This is a genomic window from Micromonospora yangpuensis, assembly GCF_900091615.1.
Classification (GTDB): Bacteria; Actinomycetota; Actinomycetes; order Mycobacteriales; family Micromonosporaceae; genus Micromonospora; species Micromonospora yangpuensis.
Map to the genome: position 1 here is coordinate 5,189,121 of NZ_FMIA01000002.1, position 20,559 is coordinate 5,209,679.

21 protein-coding genes and 1 tRNA gene are annotated in these 20,559 nt (G+C 73.2%); 9 read left to right on the plus strand and 13 right to left on the minus strand.

The window, feature by feature from the left end:
* Nucleotides 1-12: 12 nt before the first annotated feature.
* Nucleotides 13-2,145, plus strand: coding sequence for a transglycosylase domain-containing protein (locus tag GA0070617_RS23385; RefSeq protein WP_091442651.1), 2,133 nt, complete (start codon nucleotides 13-15; stop codon nucleotides 2,143-2,145).
* Between the two features lie 61 nt (nucleotides 2,146-2,206).
* Here the strand turns inward: GA0070617_RS23385 and GA0070617_RS23390 are convergent, their stop codons facing one another.
* Complete coding sequence (locus GA0070617_RS23390) at nucleotides 2,207-3,649, minus strand: cobyrinic acid a,c-diamide synthase CobB (protein WP_091442655.1); 1,443 nt, start codon at nucleotides 3,647-3,649, stop codon at nucleotides 2,207-2,209.
* Between the two features lie 138 nt (nucleotides 3,650-3,787).
* Here GA0070617_RS23390 and GA0070617_RS23395 point away from each other — a divergent pair, with 138 nt between their 5' ends.
* On the plus strand, nucleotides 3,788-4,603 hold the full coding sequence (locus GA0070617_RS23395) for an SURF1 family cytochrome oxidase biogenesis protein (protein ID WP_091442657.1): 816 nt from the start codon (nucleotides 3,788-3,790) through the stop codon (nucleotides 4,601-4,603).
* A gap of 46 nt (nucleotides 4,604-4,649) precedes the next feature.
* On the opposite strand, the gene GA0070617_RS23400 is transcribed toward GA0070617_RS23395, so the two are convergent.
* The 5 genes from GA0070617_RS23400 to GA0070617_RS23420 all read right to left on the minus strand — a co-directional run bounded on the left by GA0070617_RS23400 (nucleotide 4,650) and on the right by GA0070617_RS23420 (nucleotide 10,042).
* The gene (locus GA0070617_RS23400) at nucleotides 4,650-6,197 is read right to left on the minus strand and encodes an ATP-dependent DNA ligase (protein WP_091447149.1); all 1,548 of its coding nucleotides are present in this window, start codon (nucleotides 6,195-6,197) and stop codon (nucleotides 4,650-4,652) included.
* Between the two features lie 275 nt (nucleotides 6,198-6,472).
* A complete protein-coding gene (locus tag GA0070617_RS23405) occupies nucleotides 6,473-6,679 on the minus strand; it encodes a hypothetical protein (RefSeq protein ID WP_091442660.1) in 207 nt (68 codons plus the stop codon).
* Between the two features lie 113 nt (nucleotides 6,680-6,792).
* Nucleotides 6,793-8,139, minus strand: a complete 1,347-nt coding sequence (locus GA0070617_RS23410) for a dipeptidase (protein ID WP_175440811.1) — start codon at nucleotides 8,137-8,139, stop codon at nucleotides 6,793-6,795.
* A gap of 41 nt (nucleotides 8,140-8,180) precedes the next feature.
* Nucleotides 8,181-9,323 (minus strand): M48 family metallopeptidase, encoded by a 1,143-nt coding sequence (locus GA0070617_RS23415; RefSeq protein WP_091442669.1) that lies wholly within the window; start codon nucleotides 9,321-9,323, stop codon nucleotides 8,181-8,183.
* Nucleotides 9,320-10,042: a uridine kinase family protein gene (locus GA0070617_RS23420; RefSeq protein WP_229688508.1), complete on the minus strand. Its 723-nt coding sequence runs from the start codon at nucleotides 10,040-10,042 to the stop codon at nucleotides 9,320-9,322. Before GA0070617_RS23420 ends, GA0070617_RS23415 begins: the two co-directional genes overlap by 4 nt.
* Before the next feature lie 245 nt (nucleotides 10,043-10,287).
* Between GA0070617_RS23420 and GA0070617_RS23425 the strand changes: the two genes are divergently transcribed.
* A complete protein-coding gene (locus GA0070617_RS23425) occupies nucleotides 10,288-10,689 on the plus strand; it encodes a rhodanese-like domain-containing protein (protein ID WP_091442674.1) in 402 nt (133 codons plus the stop codon).
* On the opposite strand, the gene GA0070617_RS23430 is transcribed toward GA0070617_RS23425, so the two are convergent.
* The 3 genes from GA0070617_RS23430 to ssb form a co-directional block, all read right to left on the minus strand.
* Nucleotides 10,683-12,296 carry a cobyric acid synthase gene (locus tag GA0070617_RS23430; RefSeq protein ID WP_091447151.1) on the minus strand — a complete coding sequence of 538 codons (1,614 nt, stop codon included), beginning with the start codon at nucleotides 12,294-12,296 and terminating at the stop codon, nucleotides 10,683-10,685. The genes GA0070617_RS23425 and GA0070617_RS23430 overlap by 7 nt on opposite strands.
* Entirely contained in the window at nucleotides 12,293-13,324 is a 1,032-nt protein-coding gene (locus tag GA0070617_RS23435) for a cobalamin biosynthesis protein (protein WP_373868389.1), read from the minus strand. Before GA0070617_RS23435 ends, GA0070617_RS23430 begins: the two co-directional genes overlap by 4 nt.
* Nucleotides 13,325-13,433: 109 nt before the next feature.
* Nucleotides 13,434-14,243, minus strand: coding sequence for a single-stranded DNA-binding protein (gene ssb / locus GA0070617_RS23440; protein ID WP_091442681.1), 810 nt, complete (start codon nucleotides 14,241-14,243; stop codon nucleotides 13,434-13,436).
* Nucleotides 14,244-14,483: 240 nt separating this feature from the next.
* Between ssb and GA0070617_RS23445 the strand changes: the two genes are divergently transcribed.
* From GA0070617_RS23445 to GA0070617_RS23465, 5 genes are all read left to right on the plus strand, one after another.
* Nucleotides 14,484-15,044: an RNA polymerase sigma factor gene (locus tag GA0070617_RS23445; protein WP_091442684.1), complete on the plus strand. Its 561-nt coding sequence runs from the start codon at nucleotides 14,484-14,486 to the stop codon at nucleotides 15,042-15,044.
* The gene (locus GA0070617_RS23450) at nucleotides 15,041-15,505 is read left to right on the plus strand and encodes a hypothetical protein (protein WP_091442689.1); all 465 of its coding nucleotides are present in this window, start codon (nucleotides 15,041-15,043) and stop codon (nucleotides 15,503-15,505) included. Before GA0070617_RS23445 ends, GA0070617_RS23450 begins: the two co-directional genes overlap by 4 nt.
* 166 nt (nucleotides 15,506-15,671) lie before the next feature.
* Nucleotides 15,672-16,091, plus strand: coding sequence for an HPF/RaiA family ribosome-associated protein (locus GA0070617_RS23455; RefSeq protein WP_229688509.1), 420 nt, complete (start codon nucleotides 15,672-15,674; stop codon nucleotides 16,089-16,091).
* Between the two features lie 137 nt (nucleotides 16,092-16,228).
* Nucleotides 16,229-17,317: an alpha/beta hydrolase gene (locus GA0070617_RS23460; RefSeq protein WP_091447154.1), complete on the plus strand. Its 1,089-nt coding sequence runs from the start codon at nucleotides 16,229-16,231 to the stop codon at nucleotides 17,315-17,317.
* 108 nt (nucleotides 17,318-17,425) lie between these two features.
* A tRNA-Arg gene (locus GA0070617_RS23465) sits at nucleotides 17,426-17,498 on the plus strand.
* 84 nt (nucleotides 17,499-17,582) lie between these two features.
* Here the strand turns inward: GA0070617_RS23465 and GA0070617_RS23470 are convergent.
* The 4 genes from GA0070617_RS23470 to GA0070617_RS31780 all read right to left on the minus strand — a co-directional run bounded on the left by GA0070617_RS23470 (nucleotide 17,583) and on the right by GA0070617_RS31780 (nucleotide 19,511).
* A complete protein-coding gene (locus tag GA0070617_RS23470) occupies nucleotides 17,583-17,984 on the minus strand; it encodes a PIN domain-containing protein (protein ID WP_091442692.1) in 402 nt (133 codons plus the stop codon).
* Nucleotides 17,981-18,289 (minus strand): hypothetical protein, encoded by a 309-nt coding sequence (locus GA0070617_RS23475; protein ID WP_091442695.1) that lies wholly within the window; start codon nucleotides 18,287-18,289, stop codon nucleotides 17,981-17,983. The genes GA0070617_RS23470 and GA0070617_RS23475 overlap by 4 nt, the downstream gene beginning before the upstream one ends.
* Before the next feature lie 158 nt (nucleotides 18,290-18,447).
* Nucleotides 18,448-19,065 (minus strand): hypothetical protein, encoded by a 618-nt coding sequence (locus GA0070617_RS23480; RefSeq protein ID WP_139135746.1) that lies wholly within the window; start codon nucleotides 19,063-19,065, stop codon nucleotides 18,448-18,450.
* A gap of 101 nt (nucleotides 19,066-19,166) precedes the next feature.
* Complete coding sequence (locus GA0070617_RS31780) at nucleotides 19,167-19,511, minus strand: hypothetical protein (protein WP_373868383.1); 345 nt, start codon at nucleotides 19,509-19,511, stop codon at nucleotides 19,167-19,169.
* Between the two features lie 513 nt (nucleotides 19,512-20,024).
* Between GA0070617_RS31780 and GA0070617_RS23495 the strand changes: the two genes are divergently transcribed.
* Complete coding sequence (locus GA0070617_RS23495) at nucleotides 20,025-20,279, plus strand: GntR family transcriptional regulator (RefSeq protein WP_091442706.1); 255 nt, start codon at nucleotides 20,025-20,027, stop codon at nucleotides 20,277-20,279.
* Nucleotides 20,280-20,559: the final 280 nt, after the last annotated feature.

Below are 20,559 nucleotides of genomic sequence, written 5' to 3' on the forward strand. Positions count from 1 at the left end.
TAACTTGACCTGGTGAGTAACCGACCCCTTTCCGCCGCTGGTCGTCTCGTTCCACTCCTACGCGCCGGGCTCATCGCCGGTGTCGTGGTCGCCGCCGCCGCGTACCCGTTGGCCGCCGCCACCGGTCTCGGCGCGAAGGCCACCGCGCACGCCGTGGAGGCCAAGACCAAGCTGCTGAGCACCGCCCTGCCCGCCGAGACCTCCTACCTGTACGCCCCGGACGGCACCACCCTGCTGACGATGTTCTACGAGGAGTACCGGCAGTACACCAAGCTGTCGGACATGTCGCCCAACATCCAGCAGGCGATCGTGGCCGCCGAGGACTCCCGCTTCTACACCCACCACGGCGTCGACCCGAAGGGCGTGGCCCGCGCCTTCGTCGCCAACGCCAACTCCAGCGGGGTGTCCCAGGGCGCCTCCACGCTGACCATGCAGTACGTCCGGATGGCGCTGCGGGACAGCGCGACCACACCGAAGGAGGTCCAGGAGGCCACCCAGCAGACCAGCATCCGCAAGATCAAGGAGATGCGGATGGCGGTCGACCTGGAAAAGGAGCTGAGCAAGCCGGAGATCATGGAGCGCTACCTCAACTCGGCGTACTTCGGGCACCGGGCGTACGGCATCTACGCCGCCAGCGAGATCTTCTTCTCCAAGACGCCGAAGGATCTCAGCCCGGTCGAGGCCGCCACCCTCGCCGGACTGGTCAAGTCCCCCTCCGAGTACGACCCGGCCAGCTCCGACCAGCAGGAGGCCACCGGACGGCGCAACTACGTGCTGGACCGGATGGCCCAGCTCGGCTACCTCTCCCCGGACGCCGCCGCACAGGCCAAGACCGAACCGATCAGGCTGAAGCTGACCGACCCGCCCAACGACTGCGCCTCGATCCCGGAGAAGTACAACAGCTGGGGCTTCGCCTGCGACTACTTCAAGAACTGGTGGAGCGCGCAGCCGGCGTTCGGCGACAACCGGCTGGAACGGATGGACAAGCTGCGCCGGGGCGGCTACCGGATCGTGCTCAGCCTCGATCCGAAGATCCAGGCGGCGGCGGAGAAGAACGTCGGGGCGAAGGACCGGACCGGCAGCCCGTTCGCCAACGGCATCGTGGTGGCCGAGCCGGGCACCGGGCGGGTCAAGGCGATGGCGGTGAACCGGACGTACTCCCTCGACCTGGCCGACAACCCGCCGAGTGGCAACCCGGAGGCCTCACCGAAGGTCAAGGCGAACTATCCGAACACGGTGGCTCCCCTGCTCGGCGGCGGCGACCTGCCCGGCTACCAGGCCGGATCGACCTTCAAGATGTTCCCGATGCTGGCCGCGCTGAACGCCGGGATGCCGCTGTCCACCACCTTCAACGCGCCGCACCGGTACCGCTCCGAGGTCTACGACGGCTGGGCGCCGTCGAACGCCAGCGGCGCGATGACCGGCACCCAGACCATGTGGTCCGGCTTCGGCAAGTCGGTGAACACGTACTTCGTCTGGCTGGAGGAGCAGGTAGGCGCGGACAAAGCCGTCCACCTGGCCGAGCAGCTCGGCCTGCGCTGGCGTACCGACGTGGACCGCAAGCACGCCTCGCCGGAGAACGCCGCGAAGTGGGGCGCGTTCACCCTCGGCGTCTCCGACGCCACCCCGCTGGAGATGGCGAACGCCTACGCCGCGATCGCCGCCGACGGCCGGTACTGCGAGGCGATGCCGGTCACCACCATCAACAACCGCGACGGCACCCCGACCATGTACCGGACGGCCTCCGGCATCGGCTCCGAGGTGGCCAAGCCACGCTGCCGGCAGGTGGTGAACGCGGACGCGGCCCGCGCGGCCACCGACGCCGCCCGCTGCCCGACCGGGGACACCCCGGCCAAGGGAAGCTGCGGCGGCTGGTCGACCGCCGACAGCGTCCGGGGTACGGTCGGCCGCCCGGTCGCCGGCAAGACGGGTACCACCGACAGCACCCGGTCGGCCTGGTTCGTGGCGTACACCCCGGAGCTGGCGGCGGCGAGTTTCATCTCCGACCCGGACAACCCGTTCAACGCCGTCGGTGACGGACAGTCCCAGATCCCGATCGAGGCGGTCGCCCGGACCCTGCGGGACGGCCTGAAGGGCCAGCCCACCCGCCAGTTCACCCCACCGTCGGACCGGATCGTCGGCTGATCAGCGGGGCTGGGCTGGTCAACGGGGCTGGGCGGGGACTGGTCAGCGGGGCGGGGACTGGTCAGCGGGGCGGGGCGGTGGCCGTCGCGGCGGCCACCAGCCGGGTGGCGATCCCCGGATCGGCGGCCCAGTGCAGGGTGAGCTGGGAGGCGTGCACACCCTGCCAGACGAACCCCTCCGGGGTGCCACCCTCCCAGCTCCAGGCCGGCGTCTGCCCGGCCCGCGGGGTGAGCACCGCACGGTGCTGCTTGTAGCCGACCAGCACCGTGTCGGCGGCGGCGATCACACTGTCGGTACGGGCGGTCGCCGTGCGGTAGCCGATCACCAGGCCGTCGCGGCGGGTCGCGGTCGCGTCGAGCACCCCGCACATCGGCAGCCCGTCCAGCTCCCGGGCCAGCCAGAGCAGCCCGGCCCCCTCGGCGACCACCGGGCGCCCGGTGCGCGCCAGTTCGGCCACGGCGATGCAGAGCCGGCGGTTGGCCGACAGCTCCTCGGCGTACGTCTCGGGCAGTGCGCCGCCCACCACCAGCGCCCGGGTGCCGGGCGGCAGCTTCTCGTCGCGCAGCGGGTCGACCGACACCACCTCGGCGCCGGCGGCCCGCAGCAGCTCGACCGTCTCCGGGTGGCCGTAGCTGCCACCCACCCCGCCGGCCACCGCGACCACCGGTCGGCCGGACGGCACCGGGGCCGCCGCCGTACCCGGGGCCTCCGCATTCGGGGACGCCGCAGTCGGGGACGCCACAGGGATCGACGCCTCCCCGGTCAGGATGGCCGGATCGATAAGCGGGGTCTCGACGGTCAGCGGCGGTGCGGAGCGGGCCAGCACCAGCAGCCGGTCCAGGTCGACGGTGGCCGCCACCGCCTCACCGAGCCGACGCACCGCCCGCACCGCCTCGCCGTCGCGGCTCAGCGCCGGCACCACGCCGTGCCGGCGGGCCGGCAGCACCGGGGGCAGCTCGTGCCGGCGCAGCGCGCCGTAGACCGGCACCCCGATGTCATCCAGCGCCTCGCGCAGCATCGACTCGTGCCGGGACGAGGCGACCTGGGTGAGGATCACCCCACCGAGCCAGAGCTGTTCGTCGTACGACCGGAAGCCGTGTATCAGGGCGGCGACCGACTGGCCCATCGCCGCCACGTCGACCGCCAGCACCACCGGGCTGCGCAGCGCGGTGGCCACGGCGGCCGTGGACTCCTCCTCGGGGTGGCCGCTGACGCTGTCGTACAGGCCCATGGTGCCCTGGACCAGCGCGAGCCCGGCGCCTTCGGCACCGTGGGCGAAGAGCGGAACGAGCCGGGAGCCACCGACCAGCCGGGGGTCGAGGTTGCGGCCGGGTCGCCCGGCGGCCAACCCGAGGTACGCCGCGTCCACCTGGTCCGGGCCGACCTTGAAGCCGGTGACGGTCAGGTCCCGCTCGGCCAGGGCGGTGAGCAGCCCGACCGCCAACGCGCTCTTGCCGTGCCCCGACGAGGGGGCGCTCAGGACGAGCCGCGGCACGACGGTCATGTCACTCCTCGCAGAAAACGGATCCGACGGCGTTCCGGCACCGGAACCGCCCGCGTGACGATACCCGGCCCGCGACACCCCGTGAGCCCGGTCGGAGCGCGCGTCAACGGCCCCGGCCGCCCCGGGTAACCTCGTGCTGTGTACCGGTTCCTCCTGACCCCTCGCTGGCTGGGCATGTTCGCGTTGACGCTGGTCGCCGCGTTCGCGATGGTGCAGCTCGGCAACTGGCAGCTGGACCGCTACCGGGACCGCAGCGCGATCAACGAACGCATCGACGCCAGCGAGCGGGCCACCCCGGTGCCGCTGTCGACGGTGTTGTCCGCCCCGGCCGGCGGCGTCGGCACGGCCGGCCCCGCGCCGGCCTCGACCGACGCCTGGACCCGGATCACCGCGACCGGCCGGTACGACCCGGAGAACGTGGTCCTGGTCCGGGGCCGCACCGTCGACAGCCGGGTCGGCTTCGAGGTGCTCACCCCGCTGGTGCTCGCCGACGGCACCGCCGTGCTTGTCGACCGGGGCTGGATCCCGCCGGCACCCGGTGGGGCCACCGCCCAGCCGGAGGTGCCGGCGGTGCCGGCCGGCGAGGTGACCGTGGTCGGTCGGGTGCACGAGAGCGAGAGCGGCGCGGGCACGGTCGACCGGCGCAACGGGCTGCTGGAGACCCGCCGGGTCGCCGTACCGCGCCTGGCCGAACAGCTGCCCTACCCGGTGTACGGGGCGTACGTGCTGCTGGACGAGCAGACCCCGGCCGCCGACCCGCTCTTCAAGGCGGTCTCCGTCGGCCACGCCAACAACTGGCAGAACCTCGGCTACGTGGTGCAGTGGTGGGCGTTCGCCGCGATGTCGCTGTTCGGGTACGGCTGGGTGGCCCGCCGGGAGGCCCGCCGCGCCGCCGGTGGCGACACCCGCCCCCTGGACCGCGCTGCCGAGCCCGACCCCGCGCCCACCGGCTGAACGCCAGCCGGCCCGGCCCCCTCGCCACCGCCTGACCCGACCCCGCTCAGCCGCCGCGGTGACCGGCGTGGATGGCCCGGACCGTGTCGATCGTGTCGGCCTCCGCCGCGGTCTTGTCGTGCCGGTAGCGCACCACCCGGGCGAAGCGCAGCGCCATCTGACCGGGGTACCGGGAGCTGGTCTGCACCCCGTCGAAGGCGATCTCGACCACCTGCTCCGGCCGGACCCGGACCACCCAGTCGCCGTGCTCGACGGCGAGGGCGAGGAACCGCTCGGTCTGCCAGGCCAGCACCTCGTCGGTGAGCCCCTTGAAGGTCTTGCCGAGCATCACGAAGTCACCCGTGCCCGGATCCCGCGCGCCGAGATGCAGGTTGGACAGCCACCCCTTGCGCCGACCACTGCCCCACTCCACCGCCAGCACCACCAGGTCGAGGGTGTGCCGGGGCTTGACCTTGACCCAGCCGGAGCCGCGCCGGCCCGCCTCGTACGGGGCGTCCGGAGCCTTGACCACCACCCCCTCCTGACCGGCGTCGAGCGCGGCGGCGAAGGCACCACCGGCCTGCTGGGCGTCGTCGACCGCCAGCCGGCCGACCAGCAGCCCCGGGTCGACCGCACCGGCGAGCGCGGCCCACCGGTCCCGCCCCGGCCGGTCGATCAGATCCTCCCCGTCGAGGTGCAGCAGATCGAAGAAGTACGGCGTCAGCACCGTCTCCGATCCGGTCGCCGCGGCCCGCACCGCCGGTGCCACCCGGGCGGCCCGGCTGGAGGTCTGCTGGAACGGCAGCGGCCGGCCGGTCTCGTCCAGCCCGATCGCCTCGCCGTCGAGGACCAGTTGCCGGGTGGGCAGCGCCCGGACGGCGGCGACCACCTCGGGCACCCGGGCGGTGATGTCGTCGAGGCTGCGGCTGAAGACCGCGATGTCGGCCGCGGACCGGTGCACCTGGATGCGGATGCCGTCGAGCTTGACGTCGACCACCGCCGGGGTGCCGGTGACGGCGAGCGCGTCGTCAACCGACGGGGCGCTCGCCGCCAGCATGGGTGCCAGCGGGCGCCCCACCTGGAGGCCGAAGGCGGCCAACGCCGTGGCCCCACCGGTAAGCGCGGCACCGGCGACCATCCGCAGGTCACCGGTGAGCAGCAGGGCACGGCGGACGGCGTTCACCGGCACCTCGGCGGCCCGGGCCACCGCCTCGGTCAGCAACCCGGCCTGGGCGCCCTGGCGCAGCTCGCCACTGAAGAGCCCGACCAGCATCCGTTGCTCGTCGGCGGTGGCCGCGCCGAAGAGCGCACCGAGCAACGCCCGGCGTCGGGCCTGCGAGCCCACGCCCTGCACGGCGGCGATCTCGGCGATCGCGGCGTCGACCGCCGCCACGGTCAGCGTCGGCTCGGCCGCCGGTGGCGGCAGGTCACGCAGGCTCGCCCCGCCCACCCCGGTCTGCCGTTGCCGCAACTCCCCGGCGAGATAACCGGAACCGGCCGGCAGCTCCACCGGCTCCAGCCGGCGCAACGCGGCGGCCAGCAGCTCCACCTTGGCCCGCCGGCCGGAGGTCGCCGTCACAGCGGCGGAGGTGGCCGCCAGGTCGATGAAGCGCACCACCTCATCCTGCCAGCTGGCTGCGACAATGCGGGGCTTTGCCGGACCAGGACGCCGGGTGGAGCAGCCACCCACGGCGGGGCGCGGCCCGGACGGGATGCCGCGCCGGGGCTCGGCTCAGCCGGCGACCGCCGGGGTTGGGCCCGGACCGGCGGTTGCCGCCACCGGTCCGGGCCCACCCGCCCCGGGCTCCGCCCGCTGCCGGCTCCCGCAAGCCGGCAGCGGCCGGACACCCGGCGCGTCCCCGCCACCGCCGAGCCTCGGCGCTGCCGGTCTCAGACCGAGACCGGCTCCTCGACGCGCAGGCCACGGGCCCGCACCTCGTCGGCGACCCGGGACAGCACCGAGTCGAGTGCCACCAGGGCGGCGGAGAGTTCACCGAGCTGTTCCTTGAGCGTGTCCTCAGACCACGCGGAGACGTCCACGTCCCCCAGAGCACCGGCGGCGGCTGCCAGCCGCACCATCACCTCGTTCGTACTCATGTTCGAAAGCCTAGCCCAACCCGGGCCGCGACACGCCGCAAACCCGCACGTCACACCGGCTGTTACGGTTTCTACACCGAACCTGCTCCGGTGCCCGCCACCTGCCCCGGCGGTCAGCCGACCGGACGTGCGGCGACCCGGGACAGCAGCAGCGCCTCGGCGAGGCAGACCCGGGCGAACTCGGCCAGGTGCAGGCTCTCGTTCGGTCCGTGTGCCTGGGCGTACGGATCCTCCACCCCGGTGATCAGGATCGCGGCCTCCGGGAACAGGCGCTGGAAGTCGGCGATGAACGGGATCGACCCACCGAGGCCGATGTCCACCGGATCGGTGCCGTCCCAGGCGGTCCGGAACGCCGAGCGGGCCGCCTCGAACATCGGCCCGGACGCATCGATGACGCAGGAGTCACCGTCCTGCTCCAGGGTGACCTCGACCCGCGCGCCCCACGGCGCGTGCGCCTCCAGATGGGTACGTAGGGCGTCGTACGCGCGCTTCGGGTCGTCACCCGGCGCGAGCCGTACGTTGAGCTTGGCCTTTGCCGCCGGGACCAGCGCGTTCGGTGCTGCACCGGTGGCCGGGGCGTCGATGCCGACGACCGCCACCGACGGCCGGGTCCAGATCCGGTCGGTGATCCGGCCGGTACCGATCAACCGGACCCCGTCGAGCAGGCCGGCCTCGGCCCGGAACCGGTCCGACGGGTAGTCGACCGTCGCCTCGTCCCCGCTGGTCAGGCCGGCCACCGCCACGTCACCCGCGTCGTCGTGCAGGGTGGCGAGCAACCGGGACAGGGCGGTCAGGGCGTCCGGCACGGCACCACCGAAGAGGCCGCTGTGCACGGCCTGGTCGAGGGTCCGCACCTCGACGAAACAGTTGACGATGCCGCGCAGCGAGGTGGTCAGCGCCGGCACGCCGACGTCCCAGTTCGCCGAGTCGGCGATGACGATCACGTCGGCGGCCAACTCGTCGCGGTGCTCGGCGAGCAGCCGCTCCAGCGACTCGGAGCCGTACTCCTCCTCGCCCTCGACGAAGAGGACCACCCCGACCGGCAGCGCGTCGCCGAAGGCCCGCAACGCGGCGACGTGCGCCATGATGCCCGCCTTGTCGTCGGCGGCCCCGCGCCCGTAGAGCCGGCCGTCCCGCTCGACCGGCTCGAACGGGTCGGACTCCCACTGGGACAGGTCACCGACCGGCTGGACGTCATGATGGGCGTAGAGCAGCACGGTCGGCGCGCCGGGCGGAGCGGCCCGCCGGCCGATCACCGCCGGCTGTCCGCCGGCGGCCACGATCGTCACCTCCAACGAGCAGCCGCGCAGCAGCTCGGCCACCGCCTCGGCGGACCGCTCGACGTGCGAGTGGTCGAAGCCCTCGAACGCGATGCCGGGAATCCGGACCAGGCGTTCCAGGTCGGCGCGGACACCGGGCAGCTCCCGTTCGACGGCGGCTCGCAGCTCGGCGTCCGACATGATCGGTCTAGTCATGCCGGCATGCTATGCCGGCCGCACCGCTACCGTTCTGCGCCGGTGCCGGCGGTGCTGGTGCCGGTGCCGGGGCCGGCGGTGCTGGTGCCGGTGCCAGCGGTGCTGGTGCCGCTGGTGGCGTCCGGGCGGGCCCGGCCGGCCGCGTCCATCCAGGACCGGGCCCGGCCGGCGGCCCCGCCCATCCACCCGCCGAGATCGCTGGCGCCGTCACCGACCCGACGCAGCAGCCCCACCAGCGGGTCCGTCGAGCTGGCGAACTCCTCCCGGTACGCCTCGGCCGCCGCCTTGATCTCCTCCGACACCTTCGCGGCACCGTCGGTGGACCGGCGCGGATAGTCCCCGGCCAACACCCGCCCGTACGCCCCGGAGTCGACCCACTGGCGCAGCTGCGCGGCCCGGGCCACCGGCACCGGGTGGGTGCTCCACGCGGTCATCCGGAGCTTGTGCAGACTGTCCCGCAGGTCACCGCCGCCCTCGTACTCGGCGGCCTGCTCCAGGAACGCGGTGGTGTCGATCTGGGTCAGGTCGCCGCCGCCGGCGAGCTTCATCAGCAGCCGCAGCGCGGCGGCCGGATCCTGGCCGGCGAGCAGGCCGGCCCGGTCGGCGGAGAGTTCCGCCTTGCGCCACCACTCCAGCATCGCCGCGCTGATCCCGCGCAACGCCAACGCGCCGACCGGCAACCAGCTCAGGTTCGCCGTCCAGCGGGTGAGCAGCATCAGGATCGTCTTGTAGACGGCGTGCCCGCTGACCACGTGCCCCAACTCGTGGCCGAGCAGGCAACGCAGCTCGTCGTCGTCGAGCTGCTGCACACAGGCGGAGCTGAGCACGATGAACGGCTTCTCCAGGCCGATCGCCTCGGCGGTCAGCCACGGCGACTGCGTCACGTACAGCTCGGGCAGCTCGGCCAGGTCCAGCGCGGTGGCCGCCTCGGCGTACCGCTGGTGCAGCCGCGGGTACTGCCGGTGGTCGACCCGGATGCCGGCGGCCAGGTACGACAGCCGGAAGGCCCGCTCGTTCCACATCCCGAAGAACGACTTCACCAGGTCGTCGAAGCCCCGCAGCTCACGGAGCGCGACCAGGGCACCCCGGTCGGCCGGGTGCTCCCAGGCCCGGGAGCTGATGCCGGTCAGGGCGATCCGGCGGCGTACCGGTGCGTCGTCCGTGCTCATCTGCTCCCCCTACGCGTCGTCGTCGACTTCCCCGCATCGTGCCGCACCTGGTCAACGCCGTCCATTCGAGGACCACCGCCCCGGTTCGCCGGGCGGGCCCGGCGGCGCAGGTAGTAACGCTGGGCGTCGTGGGGCAGTCGGGGGGCTCCGTCGACCACCAGGTCCACGCACCGGGCCGTGTCGTCCGCCGCGAAGTGCGCCCGTTCCCCGGCGTGCCAGCGGTGCAGCTCGGGCAGGATCTGCGGACCGTCCCGGGTCACCGCCCGGGACAGGCGCAGCGCCGCCGGCGCGGTCACGAACACCGACAGGCTCAGCTCCCGCCGCACCGTCGCCCGCGCCGCACTTACCCCCTCGACCACCACCACCGGCGCGACCGGCACCGGCACCGCATCCGGCAGGAAGGCCCGCCGTACCCAGCTGTACCGGTGGTACGCCCCGGGCCGGCCGGCCCGCAGCGGGGCCAGCACCGAATCCTCCAGGCGCGGCCAGAAGCTGAACTGGTCGGCCCAGCCGTCGAGCAGGTCGTCGGTGTGCACCACCGGTGGCCGCCCGGCGCCCGACGCCGTGGCCAGGGCGTCCGCCAGGCGGGCCGCGAAGAGGCTCTTGCCCGCGCCGCTGGGCCCGTCCACCGCCACCAACCGGGTGCGCCCCAACCGCGCCGGCCCGACCAGCACCCGTTGGGCCAGATCGGCGTACGCCTCCATCACCGCCACCGCCACCTCGTCGACGCTAGCCGCCCTGATCTGGCAGGGCCGGCCTGGATCTGTCCGGGCCGGCCGGAATCTGGCGGGGCCGGCCGGAATCTGGCGGGGCCGGCCGGAATCCGTCCGGGCCGGGCGGACCTCGTCGGCAGCCGGCCTGAGGGCGGGTCGCCTCGTTCGCGTGACGGTGGAGGTGGCATCGCGCTGTTCGCGGGGCGAACGGGCACCGGGAACGGCATCATCGGGTGGTGCCGCATGACGTGATGAGCCCGGGCGTGGACGCCCTGTTGGAACAGGCCCGAGCCGGGGTACGCCGACTCACCCCCCACCAGAGCGTCGAGGCGGTACGCGCCGGGGCGCTGCTGATCGACACCCGCACCGACGTGCAACGCCGGGCGCAGGGCGAACTGCCGGGGGCGATCGTGATCGACCGGACGGTGCTGGAGTGGCGGCTGGATCCGGCCAGCGCCTGGCACATCCCCGAGGCGACCGGGTACGACCAGAAGATCATCGTGGTGTGCCGTCAGGGCTACAGTTCCAGCCTCGCCGCGGCGAGCCTGCAGGCGCTCGGCCTGCGCCGGGCCACCGACATGATCGGCGGCATGCAGGCCTGGCTGGCCGCCGGCCTGCCCACCTCCGACCAGCCCGCCGACATCCGCTACTGACCACCACCGGTGCGAGGCCCCTGGCCGGTACCGGCAACGACGCCACCGGCCGGCCTGGGGGCGCCGGGTGGGACGAAGGGCAGGCCGGCGGGCGGGCCGGACTCGATCAGCTGCCAGAGCGCGTCGGTGTCCAGGTGCTCCTCGACCAGGTCGCCGAGCAGGTCGAGGCTGCGTTCCCGGGCGGCGGCGAAGGAGGTGGCCGGCGCGGGGCGGAACCCGTGCCGGCCGGCGAGTCGGGCGACGTCGGTGAGGAATCCGCGCCGGAACTCGTCGGACTCGAACGCACCGTGCCAGTGGGTGCCGTGCACCGCCCCGAGCACCGCTCCCTCCCGACCCTCACCCGCGCCACCGTTGGGCACGCCGGTGAACAGGGCGGGCAGGGCCGGGTCGGCTGCGGAGACGTACCCGTGGTGGATCTCGTAGCCGCGCACCGGGGCCCCGGTCGCGGCGGTGCCCACCGACTGGCGGACGGTCTTGCGTGCGGCGAAGGTGATCTCGACGGGGAGCAGCCCCAGCCCCGGCACGCTGCCCCGACGGCTCTCCACCGGATCGTCGATGACCCGGGCGAGCATCTGGAAGCCGCCGCAGATGCCGAGCAGCGGGCGACCGGCTGCCGCGTGGGTGAGGATCGCGTCGGCGAGGCCGGTCTCGCGTAGCCAGGTCAGGTCGGCCACGGTGGACCTGGTGCCGGGCAGCACGATCAGGTCGGCGGCGGCGAGTTCGGCGGGCTCGACGGTGAGCCGGACCCGTACGCCCGGTTCGCTCGCCAGCGCCTCGACGTCGGTGGCGTTGCTGATCCGGGGCAGCCGGACCACCGCGACGTCGAGCCACTCGGTGCCGTGCGGGGCCGCCGGCCGGCCGAGCACGCGACCGTAGGCGAGCGAGTCCTCGGCGTCCAGCCACAGGTCGACGTCCCAGGGCACCACCCCGTACGTCGGACGGCCGGTCACCTGACGCAGCATGTCCAACCCTGGTCGGAGCAGCCCGAGGTCACCCCGGAACTTGTTGATCACGAAGCCGGCGAGCAGGGCCTGGTCGGCCGGGTCCAGCAACGCGAGGGTGCCGAACATCGAGGCGAAGACGCCGCCCCGGTCGATGTCACCGACCACGATCGTCGGCAGGCCGGCGGTCCGGGCCAGCCCCATGTTGACGTAGTCGCCGGCCCGTAGGTTGATTTCCGCCGGGCTGCCGGCCCCCTCACAGATCACCACGTCGTACGCGGACCGCAGCTCGGCCAACGCCGCGTACGCGGTCTCGGCGAGGCGGGGCCGCAGGCTGCGGAAGTTGCCGGCGGTGACCGTGTCGACGGCCTCGCCGAGCAGCACCACCTGGCTGGACAGATCACTGCCTGGCTTCAACAACACCGGGTTGAACCGCAGGTCGGGGGCGATCCCGCAGGCGGCGGCCTGCATCGCCTGGGCCCGGCCGATCTCGCCGCCCCGGCCGTCGGCGTCGACCACGACCGCCGAGTTGTTGGACATGTTCTGCGCCTTGAACGGCGCCACCTTCACCCCACGCCGGCGCAGCCAGCGGCAGATGCCCGCGGTCAGCACGCTCTTGCCGGCGTCGGAGGTGGTGCCGGCGACCAGCAGCCCGCCCCCGCTCACCACCGGCCGGTCACCGCCCCGGCCGTCCGGGCCACCGTCCTGCGGCCGTGCCGGGCGGCTGTCCTGCGGCCGTGCCGGGCGGCTAGGGCCACCAGGCGGCCCAGGGTCACCGGATAGACGGCGGCCACCCCGAGGGCGGCGAGCCCGACCGCGCCGGAGATCCGAGCCGCGCGTTTCAGGTGCCGGGCCTCGGGCCGGGGCCCGTCGCCGAGGAAGGGACGCACCTCGCTGCGTCCGAAGTACACGTTGCGCCCACCCAGCCGGACACCGAGCGCCCCGGCCATCGCCGCCTCGCACTGCCCGGCGTTCGGACTGGGGTGGTCGTTGCGGTCCCGGCGCCACACCCGCCAGGCCTGTTCCCGCTCGCCGTGCGCGGTGGGCGCCACCGCGATGGTCAGCAGCCCGGTCAGCCGGGCGGGCACCAGGTTGAGCAGGTCGTCCAGGCGGGCCGCCGGGGTGCCGAAGCGGGCGTAGCGGGGCGACCGGTGGCCCACCATCGCGTCGAGGGTGTTGACCGCCCGGTAGCCGAGCAGGCCGGGCAACCCGGCGAACGCACCCCAGAGCAGCGGTGCGACGACGGCGTCGGAGGTGTTCTCGGCGACGGACTCGACGGTGGCCCGGGCCAGCTCCGGCTCCTCCAGCAGTGCGGGATCCCGGCCGCAGAGGTGCCCGAGCCGGTTACGGGCGGCGAGCAGATCGCCCCGGCGCAGGGCCCGCCGCATCACCGTCGCCTCGTGACGCAGCGTGTGACCACCGAGGACGGTCCAGGTGCCGGCCGCGACCAGCACCGCCCGGCTCACCGGGCGGTGCCGGGTGGCCAGGGTGGCGGCCACCCCGAGCAGCACCGGAGCGCCGACCGCCAGCCCGGTGAAGACCGCGCCGGCCAACGGATCGGGCCGGTAGGTGCGCCGCTCCAGGGCAGCGACGGCCTGTCCGTACCCGGCCACCGGATGCCACCGTCGGGGGTCACCGAGCAGCGTGTCCAGGGCGTACCCCGCCACGAGCCCCACCGCGTTCGCCGCAGCCAACGTCTGTCGCACTCCGTCACCCCCTTTGGGCGGCCAGCCTAGTCCTACGCTGCGTCACGGGCTACGGTGCGTCACCGTCGGCCGATCCGACGGATGCGCCGCCCCGCCCTCAGGCCGGCGTCGGCACCCGCCCACGCCCCCGGCGGCGGGCCGGCCGGTCCTGCCCCAGCGGCTCGTCCGCCGTCTCGCCACCCGGTCCGACCGGCTCCTCCGCGCTGGCCGGGACTGCCGCATCGCCGCGCCGGGCCGTCGGGTCGGGAACGGCGTCGAGGTCTCCCCCGACGGCTTCCGTGCCGAACGGTGACAGCTCCTCGTCCTCCCCAGCACCGTCACCACCGGCCGGGGATCCGCCAGCGGCCGGGCCGCCGAAGGGGGGCATGTCCAGGGGCGACGGGCCGGGTCGCGGGGCACGCAGGCTCGGCAGCTCGAACTCCTCGTCGAACGGGGTGTCGTCGAAGATGGCGGGGGCCTGCTCGGCGGGGACCGCCTCGGTCGGCTCGCCGTGCACCCGGTGCTCCGCCTCGGAGTCGGCCGTGGCGCTGGTCGTGGTGGTGGGCCGGTTGCGCGCGAAGCGGCTGCGCCCCCGGGACAGGTCGTGGCCGACCGCCACCGCCTCCAACTCGTAGAGGGTGCGGTGGTTGCCGGCCTCGTCGGTCCAGTCCCGGGTGTAGAGCCGCCCGGCCACCACCACCGGGTCGCCGACGGCCACCGAGGCGGCCACCCCCTCGGCCAGCCGGCGCCAGCAGTTGACCCGGACCCGCAGGCTGTTGCCGTCGACCCAGCGCCCGCTCTCCCGATCCAGCCGACGGGCGGTCGAGGCGACCTTGAAGTTGGCCACCAGGGTGTTGCTCTGGGCGGTACGCCGCCACTCCGGGGCGGTCAGAACGTTGCCGATGATCGTGACATTGGTGTCGTACATCGTTTCTCCCTGGGGAAGGGGACAACTCGGTGGGTCGAGACTCGCCCGGCCACCCGACCGGGTCCACCACGATCGGCCTGGCTGTGGACGACCGACCCGGCTGTGGACAACCGCCTGATCATCGACATTTGTGCTAGGCGACACCGTCGCCCTGGTCAGCCCGGTCGGAGCCGCCGGTGAACCTCGACCGCCCGATCGCCGACTGTCCGGACATGACGATTCGATCCGAGAGGAGCCGGGGTGGACGTACCGCGATCTGACGCGCTGCTGGTCGTACGGGCGCAGCTCGGTGACCGGCGGTCGCTGGGCAAGCTGGTCGACCGGTGGCACGAGCCGCTCTGGCGGTACGTACGACGTCTGCTCGACGCGCCGGGCGCGGCCGACGACGTGGCCCAGGAGGCCTGGGCTGCGGCGTTGCGGTCGCTGCCCCGGCTGCGGGAGCCGGACCGCTTCACCCCCTGGCTGTTCACCATCGCCCGCCGGGCGGTGCTCAACCACCTACGGGACCGGTACGGCCGGGCCGAGTCCCCAACCGCCGGGCATCCCGACGAGACCGCAGAAGCGGACGAGGCCGTCCCGGACGACGTGCCCGGGGTGCTGGACCGGCGGCAGGTCGAGGAGGGGCTGGCCGGCCTACCGCCCCGGGAGCGGGACGTGCTGGTGCTGTTCTACCTGTACGACTTCCCGCTCACCGACTGCGCCGAGGTGTTGCAGGTGCCGCCCGGCACGGTCAAGTCCCGTCTGCACCGCGCCCGCCGGATGCTGCACGCCCAGCTCGTCGAGAAGGGATACCACGAATGACCGACCGCCCCGGATTCACCCCGGACGACGTGCTGCGCGGCCTGGCCCTGCCCCGCCGGGTGGCGCTTGTCGTCGCCGGCCTCGGCGGCCTCGCCATGGCCATCCTGGTCAGCACCCTCTGGGCCACCGAACCGGACCCGCTGCCCACCCGTACCCGGATCGCCTTCGCCGGGGTGATCGTCCTCGGCCTGGCCTGGGCCGGTGTCGCCGGCTGGACGCTGGCGCGGCGACCGCTCTTCGCCGCCGACCGGGTGATCGCCGCCGGCCTCGCGCTGGTGGCCACCGTCACGGTGAGTGCCGCCACGGTGGCCGTCACGGCCACCCAGGCCGGACCGACGGCGGTGCTGACCGCCGTCGGGGTGGGTGCGATCGGCGTGGCCGCCGCCGCCGGGGCGCTGGTCCGGGCCCGCGCCCAGCGGCGGGCGCTGCTCGACCGGGCGCGGCGGCTCGGGAACTCGTGAGCATCGGACGTTCCGGACGCCGCCGGGTTGGGTACAGCTTCGGACAACAGAGCACCAACGACGGTCGCCGCCCCTCGGGGTGGCCCGTCCGATCGAAAGGGCCACGGAAGATGACTTTCTGCCCACTGGGTACGACCGCCGTCCGCGCCGAGGGTGAGGTGCGGCGATGAGCGCCGTGGCGAACCCGGCGACCGTGGCCGAGTGCCTGCGGGTCGGTGCCGGGTTCTCCCAGGGCGACCGGAACTGGATCGCCGAGCAGTTCGCCACCCTGGACTCCCGGCTGGCCACGTTCCACGCCGACGCCACCGAGATCGAGGTCTCGGTCAAGGACCGCGAGGCCCGGGGGCAGCGGGTCACCCTGGAGTGCTGGATCGCCGGCCGGCAGAAGATCGTCACCACCTCCAGCGAGATCGACCTGCACGCCGCGCTGAACGACGTCCGGGACGACCTGCGTCGCAAGCTCAACGACCAGAAGACCCGCCAGGAGCCGCGCAACAACAAGCACCTGCGGGACGTACCGGTCGTCACCGAACCGGTCGAGCTGCCCGAGCCCGGCCAGCCGCGCACCGAGGCCGACCCGGCCTGAGGCGTACCCCGGTGGTCTTCCGCGCCCCCGGACCAGGCCCGATCCGGCCGGTCCGGGGGCGCGGTGCGTCGCGGTCCGCGGTGGCGCTCACCACCGGGGCTACCGCCGGGTACGACTGCGGGCGTACCGTCACGGACGTGGAACCGGACGTGTTGGGGCCGCCGTACGAGCGGCACACCATCGACCTGGGCACCGACGACGAGGGCGCGGTGGTCGCCACCCTGGTCCGCCGCCGGGCCGACCGCCCGACCGGCCGGGCCGTGCTCTACGTGCACGGCTTCGTCGACTACTTCTTCCAGACCCACGTGGCCGACTTCTTCGTCGAGCGCGGCTGGGACTTCTACGCCCTCGACCTGCGAAAGTACGGTCGCAGTCTGCTGCCGCACCAGACCCCGAACTTCTGCTGCGACCTCAGCGACTACTTCCCCGAGCTGGACGCCGCCGTCGAGATCGTCCGCGCCGACGGGCACGACACCGTACTCGGCATGGGTCACTCCACCGGCGGCCTGATCCTCTCGGTCTGGGAACACGCCCGCCGCGCCGCCGGCGGCGTCGACGGCCTGGTGCTGAACAGCCCGTTCTTCGACATCAACGCCCCCTGGCTGGTCCGCCGCCCGCTGGTCGCCGCCGTCGCCCGGCTCGGCCGCCGCGCGCCGCGCCGGATCCTCCCCCTCGGCCTGGCCACCGTGTACGGCGAGAGCCTGCACGCCGACCACCACGGCGAGTGGAGCTACGACCTGGCCTGGAAACCGCTGGGCGGCTTTCCGGTACGCGCCGGCTGGCTCAACGCCATCCGCAACGCCCAACGGCAACTGCGCTCCGGCCTGGCCATCCCGGTGCCGGTGCTGCTGGCCTGCTCCACCCGCAGCTTCCGGGGCCGCCGTTGGCAGGAGTCCGCCGCCCTGGCCGACGCCGTCCTGGACGTCGAACACATGGTCCGCTGGGCCCCCCGCCTCGGCCCACACGTCACGCTGGCCCGCTTCGACGGCGGCATGCACGACCTGACGCTTTCCGGCCCGGCCGTCCGGGAACGCGTCTTCGCCGAGGTCGGCCGCTGGGCCGAGGCCTTCCTCGCCACCGGCCCGACCACCGCCGGCCCCGACGCTGCCTCCGCTGGTGCTGTTTCCGGCGCGGCCGGTGCTGTTTCCGGGGCTGCCGGCTCACTGCCGGGGAGTCGGCGGCCGGCCGACGCCGACCCGGCCGGCGTCGCCGCCACGAGCGGCTGAAACCACTTCCCGGGTACGCCCCACCCGGGCCACCCTGGGCCGGCACGCACCCGTTCCTCCCATCGCGGGCGGGTCGGCGGTACCCTCTTGGCGCGACACGCACGCCGCGCGCCCGTAGCTCAGCGGATAGAGCAGGGGACTTCTAATCCCAAGGCCGCAGGTTCGAATCCTGCCGGGCGCACAGCTTCCTCACTGGTCAGGCCGCCTGAGCAGGTTCCCTGGTCGGTGCCGACTCCTGCCTGTCCGCTGCCGCTTCGCCCAGCCCTCAGGTGGGCATGGAGATGACCTGGAGGTCTCCGTCTCCGTAGCGCCCTTCCTGGGTCAGGATCGTGGCGTCGTGTTCGAGGCTGGCCAGCACCGTCGTCGCCAGGTCGACCCGTCCCGTGTAGGTGCGCCAGTAACTCAATTCGTGCCAGCTTTCACCCTCGGTGGGCAGCACGACGCAGGCGTCGAGGGCGAGCAGCCGGTGCAGATTGCTGCGGTCCTTCGGGTCGGTGACGACGGCCAGGGTCTCGGTAGCGGTGACGGCGGTGACGCCGAACCGGTTCCGGTCCTCGATGACCTCGTGCAGCGTCTCACCGGCGTGCACGGATCCGGCGAGGTAGGCCAGCAGCGCCGACCGATCCAGCACCAGCCGGACCGGCCGGTCGTCCTCGTCGGCGGTCACGCGACCGACTGCTGGTGGGAGCCGCTGGCCTCGTCGAGCAGGTGCTGGCGGACCCGGTCCCGGACGGCTTGGCGTCGCTGGGTCGTCCATTCCGCCTCGACGGCGGCGCGACGGGCGCGGGCCTCGGCCACCCCCTGCTCGGTGATCTGAATGCCGGCGTGCGCCATCTCGGCGTCCAGGGCGTCCAGGCGCATTCGGTCGCGGACAGCCTGGGTGATGTATGCGGAGGCGTTGGGTTCGGCCTCCAGGCGCTCCGCGACATCGGACGGCACCGAGATCGACAGCTTCCTCACCTGTGCGGTCATACTTTCACCATACGCCAGGTGCTACCGCCTACCGGGTCGCATGCTCCCGGCGGGTCGTGCGGCTTCCCCACCTGATGACGGGCGGGCGGATCAGGTCACCACGCGCCGTGCAGCCCGGCGGCTTCGGCCAGGGCCGGGAGCCGGATCGAGCTGCGGGGTCAGCGGAGACGGATGTCGTCCAACTCGGGGAAGTCGTACCAGTGCAGGGAGAAGGACGAACCGGCTTCCGGTACCTCAGGAAAGACCGCCCAGGTGTCCGACTGCTCTCCGGGAGCGAGGGTGATGGACTCCCCGGGCCGGGTCGTCGCACACCAAGAGCGCTCCGGGTACACGGTCCGGCCATCCGACAGGACGATGCGCGACGAGGTCCGGTCGACCTCGGCGGTCGGGCAGGTCAGCGGCCATGGCAGCAGCGCGTCGTTGCGGTACCTGAGGTTCAGCCGCAGCTTGCCGTCGGTGACCTCGGCGCTGACCAGCGTCACGGTGAGGGACAGCTCGTCGTAGACCTTCCGGTCGATGGCGTACGTGCGGTCCGTCGGTTTCTGCGGCGACGCGGACGGTTCGGCCGGCTCCGACGGCTCGGGGGAATCGGCGACCGGACCGGCCGGGGTGGAGTCGGTGCCGGCCCTGGTGGGGTCGGCGCTGCTGCTGGCGGACGGGTCGGTCGACGACGACGCCGTGCGGTCGGCGAGGTATGTGCCACCGACAGCGCCGACCACGGCGACGCACATCAACAGTCCGATGACGGCCAGGACGCGAACGTACCTCTGCTGCACGGCGAACTCCACGGGCGACGGCGACGGTTGGCGTGAACGTAGCATCGCCCGCCCACCCCTGGCAGCGCCGATGTCAGCGGCAGGGTTCGGGGAACGTACCGTCACGTCCGCCGCGCCGGACTGTGCGTCGGCCGGCGTTCTGGGGTTGGTGACACTCTCGAGTACGGATCAGGGTGAGCATTCGGCCTGGTGTTCGGGCGCCTCGGCTGGCGGGGAGTCGGCGTGGCGCGTTGGATCCGTAGCCCGGCCGGTCGTACGAAGATAGACCTGCGGAGCACCGCGTCTCCCTGGTCGTCGAGCTGGTACACGTCGAGCCAACACCACCCGTCGTACGTGATCCAGTCGAGCACCCGGATGACCCGGCACATGATCGGCTTGGTGAACTGCACGCTGGCCGCCCTGGTCACCTGCACCAGGTCACCGGCCTTCGGCAGGGGCTGACTCACCGTCTGCCCCGCAGGTACCGGAGCCTGCGCCACTGCCTGATCCGGGCCCGCGCAACCTCCACCGCCGAGCAGTCGCCGTTTTCGGGGCACTCCTCGCAGCGCCCGTACCGGCGATGGACGTCCAGGCAGTACCAGGCTTCCTGCACCAGGGACGGCCCCTCGCACCGAACGCCCGACGCGCCGTCCCGGACGGCCGCCAGCCTGCCGAGCGGCTGGTCAGACAGGCCCTTCGAGGTCAGGGAGTTCGCCGTCGAGGCCCAGGCACCGGTTCGATCCGGGTAGGCCGTGGCGGGGCCGGCTCGGTCCAGGATCACGGTCACCTCCAGGCGCCCAGCAGCCGACGTAGGACCCGAAGAATCGCCCGCAACGTACGCATGTGACCCCCCTGATTGCTTTAGGGCTCCTCCAAACGGTAAACCGTCTGGTCCCACAAGTCTAGGAGGTACTACTTGTCTAGTAGGTCTAGGACCTACCTGATGATCGAGGCCTGTTGGTCGTCCGTAGGTTGACCTGATGGTCGATCAGTTCTCGCCGACGCCCCTGTACGTGCAGCTCGCCGACCTGATCACCAAGCGCATCGACTCGGGCGAACTGCAGCCGCTCAAGCCGCTACCGAGCGAGCTTCGACTACAGCAGGAGTACGGCGTGGCGCGCGGCACGGTCCGAGCGGCCATCGCCTTGTTGCGGGAGCGCGGGTTGGTCATGACCATGCCCCAGCGCGGCACCTACGTCACCGAACACCGCCAGGGCGAGACCAGGGGAAACTAGCCACCTCGACGACGGCACGCGTCGCCACCCGGCCTCGCGCATCAACGCGAGTCCACGGTGACCGCCCGCAGCAACAGCACCCCCCCTCTCCCCAAACCAGGGCGGGAAGTGAATCTTGGACACTTACCGTCGAAATAGGACGGTAAGTGTCCAAGATTCACTTCAGGGCAGCCGGCGGACGGGCACCGGAAGTGCCCCGCCCTGCGGTAACAGGGCGGGGTGTCGCGACCGTCTGTCTACTTGAGCAGCCGGTGCAGGCTGGCGGCGGTGAAGATGCTGG

Excerpts from the sequence above, each read along its gene's own strand:
- GA0070617_RS23390 (WP_091442655.1), bottom strand. The coding sequence starts at position 3,649 with ATGACCGTCGTGCCGCGGCTCGTCCTGAGCGCCCCCTCGTCGGGGCAC.
- GA0070617_RS23405 (WP_091442660.1), bottom strand. The coding sequence starts at position 6,679 with ATGAGTACGAACGAGGTGATGGTGCGGCTGGCAGCCGCCGCCGGTGCT.
- GA0070617_RS23410 (WP_175440811.1), bottom strand. The coding sequence starts at position 8,139 with ATGTCGGACGCCGAGCTGCGAGCCGCCGTCGAACGGGAGCTGCCCGGT.
- GA0070617_RS23415 (WP_091442669.1), bottom strand. The coding sequence starts at position 9,323 with ATGAGCACGGACGACGCACCGGTACGCCGCCGGATCGCCCTGACCGGC.
- GA0070617_RS23425 (WP_091442674.1), top strand. The coding sequence starts at position 10,288 with ATGAGCCCGGGCGTGGACGCCCTGTTGGAACAGGCCCGAGCCGGGGTA.
- ssb (WP_091442681.1), bottom strand. The coding sequence starts at position 14,243 with ATGTACGACACCAATGTCACGATCATCGGCAACGTTCTGACCGCCCCG.
- GA0070617_RS23450 (WP_091442689.1), top strand. The coding sequence starts at position 15,041 with ATGACCGACCGCCCCGGATTCACCCCGGACGACGTGCTGCGCGGCCTG.
- GA0070617_RS23455 (WP_229688509.1), top strand. The coding sequence starts at position 15,672 with ATGAGCGCCGTGGCGAACCCGGCGACCGTGGCCGAGTGCCTGCGGGTC.
- GA0070617_RS23475 (WP_091442695.1), bottom strand. The coding sequence starts at position 18,289 with ATGACCGCACAGGTGAGGAAGCTGTCGATCTCGGTGCCGTCCGATGTC.
- GA0070617_RS23495 (WP_091442706.1), top strand. The coding sequence starts at position 20,025 with ATGGTCGATCAGTTCTCGCCGACGCCCCTGTACGTGCAGCTCGCCGAC.